15 protein-coding genes, 2 tRNA genes and 1 riboswitch are annotated in these 17,624 nt (G+C 67.0%); of the genes, 7 read left to right on the top strand and 10 right to left on the bottom strand.

From position 1 onward, the window contains the following. A partial coding sequence (locus VFG33_RS40260; protein ID WP_325058310.1) for an epoxide hydrolase N-terminal domain-containing protein occupies positions 1-200 on the bottom strand: 200 nt, incomplete at its 3' end. Positions 201-312: 112 nt separating this feature from the next. Between VFG33_RS40260 and VFG33_RS40255 the strand changes: the two genes are divergently transcribed. After that, a complete protein-coding gene (locus VFG33_RS40255; protein ID WP_325058309.1) occupies positions 313-747 on the top strand; it encodes a MarR family winged helix-turn-helix transcriptional regulator in 435 nt (144 codons plus the stop codon). Positions 748-819: 72 nt separating this feature from the next. Further along, the gene (locus VFG33_RS40250) at positions 820-1,401 is read left to right on the top strand and encodes an isochorismatase family protein (protein WP_325058308.1); all 582 of its coding nucleotides are present in this window, start codon (positions 820-822) and stop codon (positions 1,399-1,401) included. Between the two features lie 54 nt (positions 1,402-1,455). Here VFG33_RS40250 and VFG33_RS40245 read toward each other — a convergent pair whose 3' ends face one another. From VFG33_RS40245 to VFG33_RS40210, 8 genes are all read right to left on the bottom strand, one after another. Next, entirely contained in the window at positions 1,456-2,523 is a 1,068-nt protein-coding gene (locus tag VFG33_RS40245; RefSeq protein ID WP_325058307.1) for a ribonucleotide-diphosphate reductase subunit beta, read from the bottom strand. After that, on the bottom strand, positions 2,520-6,587 hold the full coding sequence (locus tag VFG33_RS40240; protein ID WP_325058306.1) for a ribonucleoside-diphosphate reductase subunit alpha: 4,068 nt from the start codon (positions 6,585-6,587) through the stop codon (positions 2,520-2,522). The genes VFG33_RS40245 and VFG33_RS40240 overlap by 4 nt, the downstream gene beginning before the upstream one ends. Positions 6,588-6,747: 160 nt before the next feature. Next, a riboswitch (cobalamin riboswitch) is annotated at positions 6,748-6,902 on the bottom strand. A gap of 72 nt (positions 6,903-6,974) precedes the next feature. After that, positions 6,975-7,556, bottom strand: a complete 582-nt coding sequence (locus VFG33_RS40235) for a DinB family protein (RefSeq protein WP_325058305.1) — start codon at positions 7,554-7,556, stop codon at positions 6,975-6,977. Between the two features lie 87 nt (positions 7,557-7,643). Further along, positions 7,644-8,915: a Fic family protein gene (locus VFG33_RS40230; protein WP_325058304.1), complete on the bottom strand. Its 1,272-nt coding sequence runs from the start codon at positions 8,913-8,915 to the stop codon at positions 7,644-7,646. Between the two features lie 92 nt (positions 8,916-9,007). Next, complete coding sequence (locus tag VFG33_RS40225; RefSeq protein ID WP_325058303.1) at positions 9,008-9,814, bottom strand: NPP1 family protein; 807 nt, start codon at positions 9,812-9,814, stop codon at positions 9,008-9,010. A 132-nt stretch (positions 9,815-9,946) separates the two neighbouring features. After that, complete coding sequence (locus tag VFG33_RS40220; protein WP_325058302.1) at positions 9,947-10,861, bottom strand: CehA/McbA family metallohydrolase; 915 nt, start codon at positions 10,859-10,861, stop codon at positions 9,947-9,949. Between the two features lie 11 nt (positions 10,862-10,872). After that, positions 10,873-11,754 carry a 3-methyladenine DNA glycosylase gene (locus tag VFG33_RS40215; protein WP_325058301.1) on the bottom strand — a complete coding sequence of 294 codons (882 nt, stop codon included), beginning with the start codon at positions 11,752-11,754 and terminating at the stop codon, positions 10,873-10,875. After that, a complete protein-coding gene (locus VFG33_RS40210) occupies positions 11,751-12,242 on the bottom strand; it encodes a GNAT family N-acetyltransferase (protein WP_325058300.1) in 492 nt (163 codons plus the stop codon). Before VFG33_RS40210 ends, VFG33_RS40215 begins: the two co-directional genes overlap by 4 nt. Before the next feature lie 103 nt (positions 12,243-12,345). Here VFG33_RS40210 and VFG33_RS40205 point away from each other — a divergent pair, with 103 nt between their 5' ends. The 5 genes from VFG33_RS40205 (at position 12,346) to VFG33_RS40185 (ending at position 15,975) form a co-directional block, all read left to right on the top strand. After that, the gene (locus VFG33_RS40205; protein WP_325058299.1) at positions 12,346-13,134 is read left to right on the top strand and encodes a fumarylacetoacetate hydrolase family protein; all 789 of its coding nucleotides are present in this window, start codon (positions 12,346-12,348) and stop codon (positions 13,132-13,134) included. Next, the gene (gltX, locus tag VFG33_RS40200; RefSeq protein WP_325058298.1) at positions 13,127-14,665 is read left to right on the top strand and encodes a glutamate--tRNA ligase; all 1,539 of its coding nucleotides are present in this window, start codon (positions 13,127-13,129) and stop codon (positions 14,663-14,665) included. The genes VFG33_RS40205 and gltX overlap by 8 nt, the downstream gene beginning before the upstream one ends. Before the next feature lie 4 nt (positions 14,666-14,669). Next, positions 14,670-15,632, top strand: a complete 963-nt coding sequence (locus VFG33_RS40195) for a CPBP family intramembrane glutamic endopeptidase (protein WP_325058297.1) — start codon at positions 14,670-14,672, stop codon at positions 15,630-15,632. A gap of 117 nt (positions 15,633-15,749) precedes the next feature. Further along, a tRNA-Gln gene (locus VFG33_RS40190) sits at positions 15,750-15,821 on the top strand. Positions 15,822-15,899: 78 nt separating this feature from the next. Continuing rightward, a tRNA-Glu gene (locus tag VFG33_RS40185) sits at positions 15,900-15,975 on the top strand. Positions 15,976-16,037: 62 nt separating this feature from the next. Here the strand turns inward: VFG33_RS40185 and VFG33_RS40180 are convergent. Further along, positions 16,038-17,624, bottom strand: a 1,587-nt coding sequence (locus tag VFG33_RS40180; RefSeq protein ID WP_325058296.1) for an FtsX-like permease family protein, incomplete at its 5' end; no start/stop codon positions are given.

Genomic DNA, 17,624 nt, shown 5'->3' with positions numbered 1-17,624 from the left:
AGTTCGTTCAGCCGGGCTTCGTGCTTGCGCCACTCGTACGCCGTACGCCAGTGCTCGGCTAGCTCCTTCACCCGGCTGAGAGGGATCCCGTAGTCCCAGCCGGCGCCGGCCAACTCGTCGGGCCACCTGGTTCTGCTGAGGCGGTCGACGAGATCGTCGAGGTCGGCCTGCGGGATGTCGATCGTGAACGGCTCGATCATGTCCAGCTCCTTTGTTGGTGTGACCAACGATAGCTGACAATTGTTGGTAACACCAACGATAAAGTAGACAGGTAGAACTGGACAGTTTGGACTGAAGTTTTACCGTGGAGGAGTGGAGATCTCCGAGTCCGCGGTACAGGCCGCCGGCGACGTCCGCGTCGTCATCGGGCGGCTGCGCCGGCGGTTGCGGGAGTTGGCGGAGACGGAGGGTCTGACGCCGTCGCAGCAGTCGGTGGTGAGCAGGCTCGACAAGCAGGGCGCGGCATCGGCCAGCGACCTCGCGGCCGCCGAGCGTGTCCGTCCGCAGTCGATGGCTGCCACGGTCGCGGTCCTGATGGAGCTTGGCTTCGTCGAGCGGACACCCGACCCCGAAGATGGCCGCCGGCAACTGATCTCTCTGACCGCGGCGGGGCGGAAACGCCTTCAGGGCGATCGGCAAGCCCGGCAGGAGTGGCTCGCAAAGGCCTTGCAGGACAAGTGCACCGAGGCGCAGCGGCAGACCATCATCGAGGCACTCGCCTTGCTGGATGCAGTGACCCAGCCGTGAGCGGTACCGGCAGTTCTGGAGACTCCCTGAGCCGGATCGGCTCATCACAACCCACCTGAAAGGCAACCCCTCGTGGCACTCACCACTCTGGATCCGAAAACCGCACTCGTCGTCATCGACCTGCAGAACGCCGTCGTCGCCCTGCCGGGTACCCCGCTGTCCACCGCCGAGGTGGTCGCCAGGTCGGTCGAACTGGCCGACGCCTTCCGCAAGCAGCACCTCCCGGTGGTCCTGGTCAGGGTCGACACGACCGCCGACGACAGCCTTCCGGGTCGGACCGAGCTCATCCGGCCGGCAGGCGGCCCGCCGCCCGAAGGTGCGACCCAGATCGTCGCCGAACTGGCGGGACACCCCGAAGACATCGTGGTGGTCAAGCGGAACTGGGGCGCCTTCTATGGCACCGATCTCGACCTTCACCTGCGCCGCCGCGGCATCACCCAGGTCGTCTTCACCGGGGTCGCCACCAGTATCGGCGTGGAGTCGTCGGCTCGCGCTGCCTACGAACACGGCTACAACGTCACGCTGGCAACGGACGCGATGACAGACCTGAACGCGGAAGCCCACAAGAACAGCCTCGAGTGGATCTTCCCGCGCCTCGGTGAATCCGGCACCACGGCCGAAGTACTGGAGTTGCTGGCCAAGACCCACGCCTGAAACGCGACGATGGCGCCGCTCCACGAAGGAACGGCGCCACCGGTTGCGAGAAGGTCAGTCCCAGCTGAGGCCGCCGCCGGACTGGTACTCGATCACGCGGGACTCGAAGAAGTTCTTCTCCTTCTTCAGGTCCATCATTTCCGACATCCAGCCGAACGGGTTGCGGGTCTCGCCGAAGATCGGCGCGATCCCGATCTGCTCCGCGCGCCGGTCGGTGACGAAGTGCATGTACTGCTCGCACAGTTCGGCGGTCAGGCCGAGCATGCCGTTCGGCATCGTCGCGCGGCCGTAGGCGACCTCGAGCTCACACGCCTCGGTCAGCATCTGCCGCACCTCGGCCTGGAACGCCTCGGTCCACAGGTGCGGGTTCTCCAGTTTGATCTGGTTGATGCAGTCGATCCCGAAGTTCAGGTGGATCGACTCGTCGCGCAGGATGTACTGGTACTGCTCGGCGATCCCGACCATCTTGTTCCGCCGGCCGAGCGACAGGATCTGCGCGAACCCGGTGTAGAACCACATCCCCTCGAAGACCACGTAGAACGCGATCAGGTCCCGCAGGAAGTCCGTGTCCGACTCCGGCGTACCGGTCTTGAAGTCCGGGTCCTCCAGGTGCTGGGTGTACTTGAGCGCCCAGGCGTCCTTGTCGGAGATGGACGGCACCTCGCGGTACATGTTGAACAGCTCGCCCTCGTCCAGGCCGAGCGAAGTACAGATGTACTGGAAGGTGTGCGTGTGCACGGCCTCCTCGAACGCCTGGCGCAGCAGGTACTGCCGGCACTCGGGGTTGGTGAGCTGCCGGTAGACCGCGAGCACGATGTTGTTCGCGACCAGGGACTCCGCGGTCGCGAAGAAGCCGAGGTTGCGCTTGAGCATCATCCGCTCGTCCTCGGTCAGGCCGTCCTTACTCTTCCATAAAGCGATGTCGGCCTGCATCGAGACCTCGGTCGGCATCCAGTGGTTGTTGCATCCGGCAAGGTACTTGTCCCAGGCCCACTGGTACTTCAGCGGCAGCAGTTGGTTCACGTCGGCGCGGGCGTTGATCATCGCCTTGTCGGCGACCTCGATCCGGGACGCGCCGACGGCGATCGAACCGAGTCCGGTCACGTTGCTGGTCGTTGTCACTGGCAAGCCTCGCAGTCAGGGTCGTCGATCAGGCAGACGGCAGGTGCGTCCAGCAGCGAATCGTCCATCAGTACTTCGGGAGCCGGCGCCGGGGGAGTCGCCGGTACTGCGGTCGCAGTGACCGGTGATGCCACTGGAGCGGCCGCAGCAGGAGCAACCGGTACTGCGTTGAGCCTGCCGTCCGTCCCTTGCAGGGTCGACTTCTCCACATGCGTGGCCGACTGCGAGCGCAGGTAGTACGTGGTCTTGAGCCCGTACCGCCAGGCCGACCTGTACAGCTCGTCCAGCGCTTTGCCGGACGGAGCGGACATGTAGAGGTTGAGCGACTGGGCCTGGTCGAGCCACTTCTGCCGACGCGACGCGGCCTTGACCAGCCAGAGCGGGTCCATCTCGAACGCGGTCGCGTAGAGCTCCTGCAGGTCGGCCGGTACGCGGTCGATCTGGGACAGGATCCCGTCGTGGTACTTGAGATCCGACACCATCACCTGGTCCCACAGCCCGCGCGCCTTGAGGTCGGCGACGAGGTACGGGTTGGCGACGGTGAACTCACCGGACATGTTCGACTTCACGAACAGGTTGCGGTAGATCGGCTCGATCGACTGGCTCACGCCGCAGATGTTGGAGATCGTCGCGGTCGGCGCGATCGCCAGCACGTTGGAGTTGCGCATGCCGTCCCGCAGGACCTTGCCGCGCAGCGCGTCCCAGTCGAGTTGCTTGCCGGTGTCAACGGTCAGGTCGCCGCCCCGCGCAGTACGGAGGAGTTCGAGTGAGTCGATCGGCAGGATGCCCTGGCTCCACAGCGATCCGGGGTACGTCCGGTAGGTGCCGCGCTCGGCGGCCAGGTCGCTCGACGCCTCGATCGCGTGGTAGCTGATCTGCTCCATCGAGCTGTCGGCGAACTCGACCGCGGCGTCGGAGCTGTAGGGGATGCGCAGCGCGAACAGCGCGTCGGCGAAGCCCATCAGGCCGAGGCCGACCGGGCGGTGCCGCTGGTTCGCGCGCTCCGACTCCGGCGTGGTGTAGAAGTTCACATCGATGACGTTGTCGAGCATCCGGACGGCGGTCTTCACCGTGTCCCGGATCAGTTCATTGTCCAGACCGTCGGAGGTTAGGTGCGCGACCAGGTTGACCGAACCGAGGTTGCAGACCGCGGTCTCGTCGACCGTGGTGTTCAGGGTGATCTCGGTGCACAGGTTCGACGAGTGGACCACGCCGTCGTGCTGCTGCGGCGAGCGCAGGTTGCACGCGTCCTTGAAGGTGATCCACGGGTGGCCGGTCTCGAAGAGCACGGTCAGCATCCGGCGCCACAGGTCGACCGCCTTGACCCGGCGGAACACCCTGATCTCGCCACGGTCGGCGGCCTGCTCGTAGTTCTCGTACGCCGTCGCGAAGGCCGCGCCGTACAGGTCGTGCAGGTCCGGGACCTCGTCGGGGGAGAAGAGGGTCCAGTCGCCGCCGGCCTCGACCCGCTGCAGGAACAGGTCGGGCACCCAGTTGGCCGTGTTCATGTCGTGCGTCCGGCGGCGCTCGTCACCGGTGTTCTTGCGCAGGTCGAGGAACTCCTCGATGTCCATGTGCCAGGTCTCGAGGTACGCGCAGACCGCACCCTTGCGCTTGCCGCCGTTGTGCGCCAGCCCGGCGGTGGTCATGTAGGACTCCTCGACCTCGACCTCTAGGTCGTGTACGACCGGCACTGCCGAGATCGCGCGGACCTCGCGCACGCGAGAGAAGACCATGCCTTGGTGCGCGATCCAGTTGAATTTCTGGATCGGCGTGGCGTCGACGAGGTCGGCAATTCCCGGCACGGCGGGAATACGGAGATCGAATGCGTGGACGGGTTTGGAGAAGGTGATCTGGGATCCGTCTGAGCGCTGGCCGACGTGATGACCTTCCCGTACGCGGTACTGCCCTGCGACGGGAACTCCGAGCCGGAGCAGCTGGTACCGCAAGCCGTCGGCGAGTCGTCGTGAAGTAGTCGTGAAGTAGATCTCCTTACCCCGTGACACCCCGCCGTCCGTTTCCAGAAGGCCGCGGATGAGCGCATGTGTCTGGGCGCGGGGCAGATGCGCGAATCGACGGGCGATGTGTTTCTGCCGTTGTTCGTCGTAGAGGTCCTCGTCGGCGAACGGAAGTGTCGGCTCGCCGGCACCGGTGATACGTCCTGTCAATGGATCTCTTCTGGCACCACGCCCTGACGCCCAGTGGACTTGCCTGTAGGTGTCACCGCGCCCGTTCTCCCAATAGTGGATTCCCCGCGCGGTCAGGTAGTCGCGCACGAACGCCAGGTGTGTGTCGTGCTGGGGGTTGCCCGACACCCCCCACTGGCTGCCTTTCTTCGATAGGTGCCCGTCGCCGAGAAGGATGCCGTACAGGCGCGCATCGTCATCGGTGAGGTCCTGAACCGGAACGATCTCCTTCGGGATGACCTGGCCGACATAGTCGCCCTTGCTGAGCATCCCGGCCTCGACCCAGCCTGCCTGGACCTTCCCCTTCGCGATCCACTCGAGTGTGCGCTCGTTGTCCTGCTCCAGTGGTACGCCTTGCATTGCGTAGAAAGGATGACCCGAGGTGACCGTGAGCGGCTCGATCGAATGTTTCACGTTGACCTCCACCATGGGGCCGTCCTGGTCATACGTGAATGTCTTCGTGACCTCGCGATAGCGCCCGCTCGCGCCCAGCACCAGATCGCCCACCCTGATGTCGCGGATTGCCGTTGCGCCGGCCGCGGCGTAGACGAGAGTTTCCGGTGCAAAGCATTGATTCACCGCGACGGCGGTGTCGTTGGCGATCTTGAGGAACGGCACGACGCCCTGGGACTCGCCGTTGGTCCCGCGGATCTTCGCGCCGATGCCGCGGACCGGGGTCCAGTCGTTGCCGAGGCCACCGGAGTACTTGGCGAGCAGCGCGTTGTTGCGGATCCCGGCGAAGATGCCGGACAGATCGTCCTCGACGGTGGTGAGGAAGCACGAGGACAGCTGCGGTCGCGTCGTACCGGAGTTGAACAGGGTCGGTGTCGACGACATGAACCGGAACGAACTGAGCAGTTCGTAGAACTCGATCGCGCGGTCCTCGCGGTTCTTTTCCTTCAGCGCGATCCCCATCGCGACCCGCAAGAAGAACGCCTGGGGAAGCTCGAAGCGCACCTTGTCGATGTGCAGCAGGTAGCGGTCGTACAGCGTCTGCAGGCCGAGGAACGCGAAGTCCAGGTCCCGCTCGGGCTTGATCGCGGCCGCGAGCCTGGCCAGGTCGAAGGTGGCCAGCTCGGGGTCGAGCAGACCGGCCTCGATCCCGACCTCGATGTAGCGCGGGAAGTAGTCGACGTACGCCGAAGCCATGTCGGCCTGGCTCGCCTGGCGCGGCTCACCGTGGACCCGGCCGAGCGTCTCCCGCCGGATCTGGTCCAGCAGCAGCCGGGACGCGGCGAAGCTGTACTGCGGCTCCGTCTCGACGTAGCCGCGGGCTGCCATCACGAGGGCGAGCTCGACCTCGTGCTGGGCGATGCCGTCGTAGCAGGAACCGAGGGTCTCGTTGAGGATCAGCTCGGCCTCGACGGAGTCGAGGCCCGCCGCTGCCTCGGCGACGATGATGCGGAGCCGGTCGATGTCCAGCGGAGCAGTGCTGCCGTCGGCCGCGCGGACCGTGAGGACCGGCCGGGTGCTGAGTTCTGCCGCGTTCTCGGGCGTCCGGGCCTTGGTGCGCTCCTCGCGGTAGAGCACGTACGCCCGGGCGACCTGGTGCTCGCCGGCCCGCATCAGGGCCAGCTCGACCTGGTCCTGGATGTCCTCGACCTGGACGCTGCGCCGCGCATCGCGGCGGCTGGTCAGTGCCTCGACGACGCGGGTGGTCAGGTCGGCGACCAGGTCACGGACCCGATGGCTGCTGCCCGCCTCGGTGCCCTCGACGGCCAGGAAGGCCTTGCTCAGGGCGACCGAGATCTTGGTCGCGTCGAACGCGGTGCTGCTGCCGTCACGCCGTACGACGGTCAGCTGGTTCGGTGCCGACAGGCCGGGCTGGCCGGTGGTCGGCTGGCCTGTGGTCGGCTGGGATGGCGAAACGATGGTCACAAGCGCTCTCTCCACGCGAGTCTTCGACGACCGGGACCGGGGAGCGAGCGCACGACGGGACGCGCAGTACTGGGCCGTGGCGGTGGTGCACGCACACCGGACCGAGCTGCTGCTGTCACGCCCTGCGACCCACCCGCGAGGTCTCGGACAACGCGTGCCGGCGGCACGCGCGCTGGTGGCAGGTATTCGGACTCGCGGAGGGTCTCCGCTCACCGCTGCGGGGCAGCTCCGGATTCCCACCGGATTCCCCTCTTGCCTCCGAGTGACCACATCTTGTGGTGTGAGCCACTCAGAACCACCAGTGGTAGTGACTCTAGATCCCACCTCCGACATTTTGTGAACCGACGCGCCGGGTGTCGCGGATCTTGTTCCGGCCGGCTGAGCCGGTCAGGCGGCCAGCGCATGGAGGTCCTGGAGCGTCATGATCTCGGAGCCGTGGTGGATGAGTTCGCGGTTGAGTCGGAGGACGACATGACCGAACGGCTCGGCCGCGTCGAGCTCTGTGGCCTGGCTCAGGCCGACCGTCATCACCTGCTCCTCGTCGAGCTCCGCGATCGATTGTTGCCAGGTATCCACCCAGTGCGTGAGCCAGGCGACCGCGTCCCGCGCGTTGCCGTGCAGGGTGATGTCCGCCCGTCCCTGGTTGCTGCCGCCGAAGGTCCACTCCCAGCGCTCGAAGAACGTCTCGGTGAGGTGGGCGATCAGCCAGGCGATCGTGCGCGGTCCCCGGTGATCCGGCTCGTCCGGCCACTGCGCGACCCATTCACCCGAGCCGATTGAGCGGAACCGCCCGGCGTACTGCCGGCGCACAACGGTCAGCGCCTCGCTGCTCGGGCGCCAGAAGTACTCCTCGTCCGTCAGTGCGGCGAGCCGGCCCGACAGCACCATCCAGCTGAAGCCGAGCTGACCCCGCACCATCGCCATCGCGGACGGCCGCTGCAGGATGTCCCAGTCGAACGGCTCCGGCATCACAGTTCCTCACACTCCCCGATTTTGGTCCAGCTCTCGAACGTATGTTCGAATTGTTCATCGCCGGGAGGAGCAAAGTCAATCGGCTCAGCGTGTTGGTCGCGGCGCTGACGGTACTGGTCTGCTAGGAGGTTCGATCTGGGTATCTGCTGCTGGGCTGGCGAAACGGCGTTCCAGCAAGGTGAAGGCGTCGATCAGTTCGGGTGCCTCGTAGACGCGGTTGCGGCGGCCGTCCGTGACCTCTCGGAGCACGCCCACCGCGGTCAGTCGGGCGAGGGCCTGATTGGCGGCCTGCTGTGACCTGTCGATGAGCCCGGCCGCGGCGCCGAGGGTGAGCACCGGTGCCGCCGGCAAGGTCTCGATCAGCAGGTCGACGGCTGATCCCGCGCGTACGGGAGCGGCGCGTTCCCGCCAAGCTGCCTTGAGGTCTGCCGTGGTCCGTTCGAAGCGAGCCGCCTCGGCCGTCGCATGGCTGCACGCCGTCGCGAACAAGAGGAGCCACTCGTTCGCGGCACCGCGAGCTCGTGCGTTCGTCGCCTTGCCGGTGTGCCTGAAGGCGGTGAGCGCTTCGACGTACTGCGTGGCCTGGGTCGCGAGTGACAGTGAGACCGGCGGGATGGATCGCTCCATCAGTCCGTCGGCCCGCAGGATCAGGTGGATCAGCGCCCGCCCGGTCCGGCCGTTGCCGTCGGCAAAGGGATGGATGGTCTCGAACTGCGCGTGCGCGATCCCGGTCTTCGCCAGCACGGGAAGGGGGGATTCCCGGACGAACGCCATCAGGTCCTCGAGCAGTTCGGGCACCAGTTGGGCCGGCGGCGGGACGTAGTACGCCTCGGCGGGGGAGCGGCCGCCGATCCAGTTCTGCAGGTAGCGCACCTCGCCGCCGAACTCCGGATTCGGCGAGTGCGCCATCAACCGCCGATGCGCCTCCAGCAGGTGCTCGACCTGGAGTTTGTCCCCGATCCGGACGGACTCCGAGACCCAGGTCATCGCATCGACCGCGCCGAGAACCTCTTCGGCCGTGACGTCGTGGTGGCGCGAGTTGTCCCGCAGTGCCTCGGCCTTCAGCAACCGCCGGGCGCCCACGACCAGACCCTCGATCTGCGACGACCCGACCGCTTCGGCTCGCAGCAGCAACCGGGCCAGCGCTTCGCTGTTCGTGAGCACGGTCGCCGTCGCGTCGAAGCGGGCCAGGTCGCCGGCCGCATCCTCCAGCGCCGCCTGCACCTCCGTGCTCAGGTCGAACTCGCGGCCCACCAGCGGATCCGGGAAGTACAACTCGTACGACCCGCCCAGCCGTTCGGCCCGGGTGAACCCGTCAGGGTGCCCCGGCCACCGATGCAGTTCGACGCGAGCCATGACTCCGAGTATCGCTTATTCAAGGTTAATGAACAACCGTGAACAAGAAGACGGGGTGCCACTGGCGACCAGTGGCACCCCGTCGACCGGAATCAGGCCCAGGGGTCGAACGGGATCCCGCCCGGCTTGGAGGCGTTGAGGAGGTTACGGAAGCGGTCGTCCTTGTCAGTGATCTTGATCGTCGCGGAGCCGAAGTCGGCGTTCATCAGGGTGTCCCGCAACGAGGTGCTCGGCCAGCCGTTCCAGTCGACCAGCGGGGGGTAGCGCCAGTTGTGGTAGTGGTTTTCCGGCGGCTCGTCGTTGCTGTTGGCGAGCCGGAAGAAGTGCGTGCTCGCGCCGTCCTTGTGGTAGACGGCCTTCGGGTGCGTACCGTCGAAGCGCACCTGTGAGCGGGGGTACGTCACCTGGCTGGCGTGCTGTGTCGTGGTCACATAGTCGACCTGGTTGGCCGCCTGGTTGACCCACGAGATGACGTGTTCGAAGTCGTGCCGGTGACCGCCGAGACCGCTGCCGGCCACGGCCTGGTCCTTCTCGAAGTAGCTGGCGTAGACGACCGCGCACCACCCGTTGTTGCATTTCGAGCGGGCGTAGGTGTTGGTGTTGTCGAGGTCGGACTGGTCCCGGCAACTGCCGTTGACGGCGCCGGTCGTGTTCAGTCCGGGGTTGAGGGTGCCGTCCGCGCCGATCGCGGGGGTGGCGTAGCACCCGTCGCCGTCGTAGTCGTAGGCGGGCGAGAAGGTCTGCTCGAGGCCGCCGGCGTTCTGCGGCAGCGAGGGCGGCGGGGCCGCGTACGCCGCGGCCGCGGAGGTGACCATCAGCGCGGCGGTGCCGAGCACCACCCCGATCAAACGGCGTCGGCGGGTCTTCTTCGGGGGTTCTTGGGCAGGCTGATTTCTCATGTTCGCTCTCTCGTTGGGGGCGGACACCGACGCGACTGTCCACGTCGATGCAGAGCGACATCGAGGATGCCATCAGAAAGGCACAGAGGTACACACGTCAGATGGACATAAATCAACGCCGGATGAAACGGGTCAGCTCGCAGCCACCGGAAGCCAGATCGGGTTGCTCCAGGCGCGACCGCCGGTCGAATCGACCACGGTCACCCGGAGGTAGGCGCTCGCCCGGAACATGTCCAGTGGCAGCGAGCACTCGGTGAGCCCGTCGCCGGCCTGCACTTCCTTGCCAGGAACGCAGCCCGTGACGAGCACTCTGGCGACCGGCGAGCAGCGGATCGTGATCCTGCCGTCTTCGAGACGGATGTCCTGGATCTCAGGCCCGGTACTGGCGTAGTAGTGCCCAGCCTTGAGAGCGGCAAGCAGTGCGTCGGGGTCCAAGGACTCAGCGCGCACCTGCACCCAAGCTGCGCAACCCGGTGGATCCTGCGGCTGGAAGTGGGCATCGTCGGCCGCATAGGCGCCGAGCCGGTGTCCTCGGCCCAGCAGGAGATCGCACAGATGCCAACTGTCGCCCCGGTCCTCCCACGCCGACAGGGCGTTGTAAACCTCGACGGCGTGCGCGGCGTCCAGACTCTCCGCATCGGCAAGCGTCAGCAGAGATGCCGAGGGGTGTGCCATCCCGATGAACGCCCCCGCGGCGCGAGCCCGCCGGGCCAGCTCCGGCCCAGACTCGGTGGGGCTCGGTGGCGGGAAACCAAGCGGCAGCCCGAGCGCGATGATGTGCCACTCACTCGAGAACTCGGTCCGCGGTGCGTGCAACTCAGCACCCAAAAGCGTGGTGAACCCCGAGCTCCGCAAGGCCCGCGTATCAGTCAACGGGAACCCGTACTTCGCCCTGAAGTGATCGGTGACAGCCACAAAGTCATAGCCAGCCTCCTGGTAAATCCCGCACAGCTCCTCCGGCGACAACGCCCCGTCCGACAGGTTGGAGTGCGCATGCAGATTCCCCCGCCAGAACCGCCCCGGCAGGCCAAACGGCAGTTCAGGCATGGCAGTCGTCCTCAGCTGATGGCGGGGGAGAGGAGGTTCTCGCAGAGTTCGGCAAGTTGGAGGCGGAGGGGATGGGCTCGGTCGGCGAAGGTTCGTTGGGCTTCGGCGTAGGTCGCTTTGCCGGACGGCGTTTCGATTTCGACTGGTTCGTAGCCCAGGTTGGTGAAGTCGTACGGGGAGGCGCGCATGTCGAGGGTGCGGATGTCGCGGGCCAGTTCGAAGCAGTCCAGGACCAGGGAGCTGGGGGTGAAGGGCATCAACTTGCCGGCCCATTTGTAGAGGTCCATGTTGGCGTGGAGGCAGCCGCCTTGTTCCAGGGCCGGCTGGGCCTCACGGGTGGGTTGGAGAAGGTTCAGGGGGCGGGCCGGTTCGGTGAAGAAGCGGAAGGCGTCGAAGTGGGAGCAGGCGATCTTGTGCGACTCGACGACGCGGTCGGTGCCCTCCGCGCCCAGACGGAGCGGCCAGGCGTCGTGGCGGATCTCCTCGCCGCGGTAGACCATCGCCCATTCGTGCAGGCCGAAGCAGCCGAACTGGGGCCGGCGGTTGGCGGTTGCCGTCAGCAACTGTTGGATCCAGGCGATCGAGTCCGCGCGACGCGAGATCTCCGCGGGATCCAGTTGCGCCGCGCCCTCGCAGTACAGGTATCCGCGCTTTCCCTTGTACTGCGGGGCGCGCAGCAGGTGGATCCCCGGGCCCGGGTGCCACGTGCGGAGCTGGTTCGGGCGGGTCGGGTAGTAGGTGAAGAGGAAGTCCTCGACCGGGTGTGGTTCGCGGCGTCGTTTGCGGTCCAAGTGGTCGGCCAGCAACGAGTCGACCCGGGCCACATGAGCTGCCTGCAAAGGCTCCCAGTCAGTGGGCTCGAGTGCAACCGCGGACAGAGGTGTTCTGTTCATAGGTCCAGGGCGAACGCGTACAGGTCGTTGCCGGGGAAGGGGGACCAGTCGCGTTCGGGGATGCGGGTGAAGCCGAGGCGCTCGTAGATGCGGTGGGCGGCGGCCATGTTCCAGGCGCTGCACATGACGATCCGGCTGAATCCCAGATCCAGGCTGCGTTGCATGCAGTGCAAGGTGAGTGCGGTGCCGATGCCGAGACCGCGGGCCTTGGCGGAGACGCCGAGCATCCGGAACTCGCCTTCGCCGTCCTTGCCGATCTCGGCGTAGACGGAGCCCGGAGTACAGAACGTGACCGTGCCGAGCAGGTTCGCGCCGTCGGCCGCGACCCAGAGTTCGGCCTTGGCGGCCCGGTCGGCGGCGTCGAGCAACCTCAGTCTGTAGTCGGAGCCCTCGGCCAAGAACCCGTCTGCCTGGTACGCCTCAACGGTGAGCCGGCCGACCTCGTCGTACTCGTCGGGCCGGGCCAGGCGGATGTCAGTCGTCACCATGTAACTGTCTCACCTGGGCACGGCGGTAGGCTCGTGGCCGTTGTTCATCCCCACCCTGACCCACCCTGACCCACACTGACCCACGCTGAGCAAAGGCCCTGTTGTGCGCATCGCCAGATTCTCCGTCGACGACGAGCCGAAGTACGGCGTCGTCGAGACCGACGACCCCGAGGGGCTCGTCGGCACTGTCGCCGTCCTCGACTCGGACCCGCTGTACCGGCCCGTCCAGTTCACCGGCGAACAGTTGCAACTGGCGGACGTCCGGCTGCTGGCCCCGGTGATCCCGCGCAGCAAGGTGGTGGGCGTCGGGCGGAACTACCAGGCCCACGCCGAGGAGCTCGGCAACGAGGTGCAGGCCGAGCCGCTGATCTTCCTGAAGCCGAACACCTCGGTGATCGGGCCGCGCGACGGCATCGTCTACCCGGAGCAGACCAACAACCTGCACTTCGAGGGCGAGCTGGCGATCGTGATCGGCCGGATCTGCCGCGATCTGCCGAAGGAGCGCGTGCACGAGGTCATCTTCGGGTACACCGTGGCGAACGACGTGACCGCGCGGGACCTGCAGAAGACCGACGGGCAGTGGGCCCGGGCCAAGGGGTACGACACGTTCTGCCCGCTGGGCCCGTGGATCAGCACCGAGCTCGACGTCTCCGACGTCCGGGTGACCACCACGCTGAACGGCGAGCCGAAGCAGGACGGGCGGACCTCGCAGTTCATCTTCGACATCCCCGAGGTGCTGGCCTACATCACCTCTTTCACCACGCTGCTGCCCGGCGACGTGGTGCTCACCGGCACCCCCGCGGGGGTCGGCCCGATGCTGCCCGGCGACGAGGTCAAGATCAGCATCGAAGGACTCGGAACTCTGACGAACAAGGTGATCGTGCGTGACTGACAAGCCTGCCCCGACCGACGACGACGTTCTCGGCGGCTTGGAGCCGAGCCAGGTCCGCGTGCGCTTCCCACCGTCGCCCACCGGGCTGCTGACTGTCGGCAACATCCGCAGCGCGCTGTTCAACTGGGCCTTCGCCCGGCACTACGGCGGCAAGCTGGTCCTCCGGATCGAGGACACCGACAAGGCCCGCAACACCCCTGAGGCGCTGCAGTACACGCTCGACTCGCTCCGCTGGCTCGGCCTGAACTGGGACGAAGGCCCCGAGGTCGGCGGCGAGTTCGGCCCGTACCTGCAGTCCGAGCGGATGGACATCTACGCGGACGTCGTGGCGAAGCTCCTCGCGGCGGGCAAGGCGTACCACTGCTACTGCTCGCAGGAGGAGCTCGACCAGCGCCGCGAAGCAGCCCGTACCGCGGGTCAGCACAGCGGGTACGACGGGCACTGCCGCTCGCTCACCCCCGAGCAGGTGCAGGCGTACATCGACGAGGGGCGGCGTCCCGTCGTCCGGCTGCGGATGCCGGACCGGCCGATCACCTTCCACGACCTGGTCCGCGGCGAGATCACCTTCCTGCCCGAGAACCTGGGCGACTACGTGCTGGTGCGGGCGAACGGCTACCCGCTCTACCCGCTGGTGAACCCGGTCGACGACGCGCTGATGGAGGTCACCCACGTCCTGCGTGGCGAGGACCTGCTGTCCTCGACGCCGCGGCAGATCGCGCTGTATGAGGCGCTCGCGGAGATCGGCATCGGCTCGGGCAAAACGCCGCGGTTCGGCCACCTGCCGTTCGTGATGGGCGAGGGCAACAAGCGGCTGTCCAAGCGCGACGCGGGCTCCGGTCTCGGTGAGTACCTGGAGCGTGGCTTCCTGCCCGAGGGGTTGCTGAACTATCTGGCCCTGCTCGGCTGGTCGATCGCGGACGACCGCGACGTGTTCACCATGGACGAGATGGTGAAGGCGTTCGACATCCGCAAGGTGAACTCCAACTCGGCCCGGTTCGACCCGAAGAAGTGCGAGGCGATCAACGCGTCGCACATGCGGTTGCTCCCGCCGGACGAGTTCGCCAGTCGTGTGGTCCCGTTCCTGGCGAAGGCGGGCGTGCTGCCGGCCGAGCCGTCGGACGAGCAGCTCGCCGTACTGCGCGCCGCGGTGCCGTTGGTGCAGGAGCGGATGAACACGCTGTCGGAATCCGTCGAGATGCTCGACTTCCTGTTCGTCGACGAGGCTGCGTTCCGGGTGGACCCGGATGCGGCCGCGAAGGTATTGACCGGCGACGCCGGCGCAGTACTGGAGGCGGCGTCGAAGGCGCTGGCCGCGGTGGGCGAGTGGAAGACCGACGCGATCGAGCAGGCGTTGCGCGCCTCGCTGATCGAAGGACTCGGACTGAAGCCGAAGAACGCGTTCGGCCCGGTCCGGGTGGCGATCTCCGGCCGCCGGATCTCGCCGCCGCTGTTCGAGTCGCTGGAACTGCTCGGCCGGGAGCGCTCGCTCCGCCGGCTGGAGCAGGCCCGCGCCCTGCTTCCGGCGGACTGACCCGATGCCGTACGACGTGACGCCGCGGCCCGGGTCGACCGCGGACAAAGGCGATGCTGGTCCGCAGCCGTACCACCGGTTGCTGCGGAACCCGGTCACCGCGGGCTGGACGGTGCTCCTCGGAGCCCTGACCATCCTGGTCGGGTGGATGTTCGCCGGCGTGGTGATCCTGAGCATCCAGGCCGCGATCCGGAAGGACCCGGAGGGCACGGTCTCCTGGCTCGGCCTGCTCGCGACGAACCTGTCGCTGATCGTGCTGATCCCGCTGTGCATGGTGGTGGCGACGAGGGTCAACCACCAGACGCCGGGCCTGCTGTCGTCGGTCACGGGCCGGCTGCGGTGGCGGCCGCTGGCGTGGTTCGGCCTCGCTGCGGTCGCGCTCGAACTGGTGATGCTCGGCGTGATCGACCTCGGTGGGGTGGACCTGCTCGGCGACGGCAGTGGTGGAGTGGCCAAGGACGCGGCGGCCGTCATCGCTGTGACGTTGCTGACGTCCACGTTCCAGGCCGCGGGCGAGGAGTACTTCTTCCGCGGGTACCTGCTGCAGGCGGTCGGTTCGATGGTGCGCGGCCCGGTGGTCGCGATCCTCATCACCACGGTGCTGTTCACGATGGCGCACCAGGTCTGGCCGTGGGAGAGCCCGGCGTTGTTCCTCGACCGGTTCGCGTTCGGTCTGGTGGCGGGCATTCTCGCGGTTCGTACCGGTGGGCTGGAGGCGCCGATCGCGGCGCACGCGGCGAACAACGTGGTGACGTTCATCTATGCCGCGCTGACGGACAGCGTGGGGGACAGCCTGGGTGCGTCGGACGCGCCATGGTCGCTCGTCATCGTCGATGTGGTGAAGTTCGCGGCGTTCGGAGTGATCGCGATTCTGATGGCCCGGCGGATGAAGCTGGCGACCACCTGCGACCTGCCGTTGGTGTCACTGCCGATGCCCGGCGGCGGTCCTGGCCGGAGACTGGTGTGACGGGAGTGACAGGCGTTGAGCGTGACCCCCGTTTTGGCATCCGGAGGGTGCTCGGGTAGGCTCAGCGGGCCAGGTTGTGAGGGCGGAAAACGAACTCACGATCGCAGTGAAATGCTTTGGGGTATGGGGTAATTGGCAGCCCGACTGGTTCTGGTCCAGTTAGTCTAGGTTCGAGTCCTAGTACCCCAGCGATTGGACCGTATCGCTGGAAGTTAGGTACAGTTCATCCTCGTTGCCCGGCTCTTCGGAGTCGGTCGACAACCCTCTGGCCCCGTTGTGTAGCGGCCTAGCACGCCGCCCTCTCAAGGCGGTAGCGCGGGTTCGAATCCCGTCGGGGCTACCAGAGAAATCGAAGGCCCGGACCTCACGGTCCGGGCCTTCGCTCTTTGTTCCCTCCAGCGGAGGTCAGTCCGCGACCACCGCCTTCAGGACGTCGACCTTGGCGGCGGATCTCGCCGGTCCGATGGCGGCCAGTACGCCGGCCACCGCAGCTGCCACCACATAGAGCGCCACCTGCAGGCCCGGGATCGAGATGGACTTGATGCCCTCGTCCGCCAGTGCCTGGGAGAGTGCGAGCCCCAACCCGATGCCCAGCGCGGCGCCGGACAGCGCACCGATCAGCGAGATCACCACGGACTCCCAGCGCACCATGGCCCTGACCTGAGCCCGCGTCATGCCGACTGCCCGGAGCAGGCCCAACTCGCGGGTTCGCTCGAAGACCGACAGCACCAGCGTGTTGACGATGCCCAGCAGGGCGATCAGGACCGCCAGCAACAGCATCACCGTGACGAAGGTGAGCAACTTGTCGATGAAGCCGCTGGCCTCCTTCTCGAAGCCCTTCCGATCGAGCACCTTCGCGTCAGGATGGCTGGCCAGCGCCGCGGTGATGTCGCGTTGCACGGTCGACCGGTCAGCGCCCGGCGTCAGCTTGACCAGGCCGGAAGCGGTCAACTGCTGTCCGGCGGCGGCCGTCTGGGCGGCGATGCTGATGATGAAGTTGTCGCCGATCCAGCCCTTGGTGTTGTAGATGCCGACGACCTTCAGATCGTGCTTGCCGGTTTCAGCGAACTCGCTCTTGATGACGGCGCCCAGCTTCCACCCGTGGGAGGTGGCCGCGGACTGCGAGACCACGACGCCGTTCGTACCGAGCGCCGTGATCGAGCCGGCCGACAGCCCGAGGTTCAGCCCCTCGGCGGCGGTCGCCGGGTCGACGGCGGAGTAACTCGAGTCCGACCCGTCGAAGCGGGCCTCGCCCCAACCGCTGGACGCCACCAGACCGACGCCCGGGACGGCCTTGACCGCGTTGATCACCTCGGGGCTGAAGCCCGGGGCCTGAGTGCTCGAAGGAGTCACGAACAGGTCGGCGTTGACCGAGTCCCCGATGACGTCACCGAACGAGGCCTTCAGCGAAGAGGCGAACACGCCCATGCTGACGACCAGCGTCAGGCCGACCATCAACGCGGCCGCTGTGGACGAGGTACGGCGGGGGTTGCGCATCGCGTTCTGCCGGGCCAGTTCGCCAGGCATGCCCCGCAGCCGAAGCGGCACGCCGATCAGCGAGGCGAGCGGACGGGCGGCTGCCGGCAGCAGCATCAGCACACCGACGATGATGGCCAGCAGGCTGGGGCCGAACAGTTTCATGGTCAAGTCGGCGTACAGGGTCGTGAACAGCCCGGCCAGACCGAGGCCGGTCACGATGCCACCGGCGATGATGCGCTTCCTGGTCGGGTTCCCGGAGCCCGGCACCGCCTCACGCAGAGCCTCCACCGGCAGCACCTTCGTGGCCCGGTACGCCGGGACGAGCGCCGCGACCACCGTGACCAGGGTTCCGACCAGGAGGGACACCACGATGGTGCGCGGCTCGACCTGCATCGACGTACTGGGCAGGCTGAAGCCGACCGCGTCCATCAGCAGGCTGAGGCCCTTGGCGACCAGGAGACCGAGACCGATACCCACCGCTGACGCGAGGGCGCCGAGCAGCAGCGCCTCGAC

Origin of the sequence: Kribbella sp. (assembly GCF_035687465.1) — a bacterium.
Taxonomy (GTDB): domain Bacteria; phylum Actinomycetota; class Actinomycetes; order Propionibacteriales; family Kribbellaceae; genus Kribbella.
The sequence above is the reverse complement of the archived record's forward strand: the minus strand, read 5'-3'. Positions and strand labels throughout refer to the sequence as shown.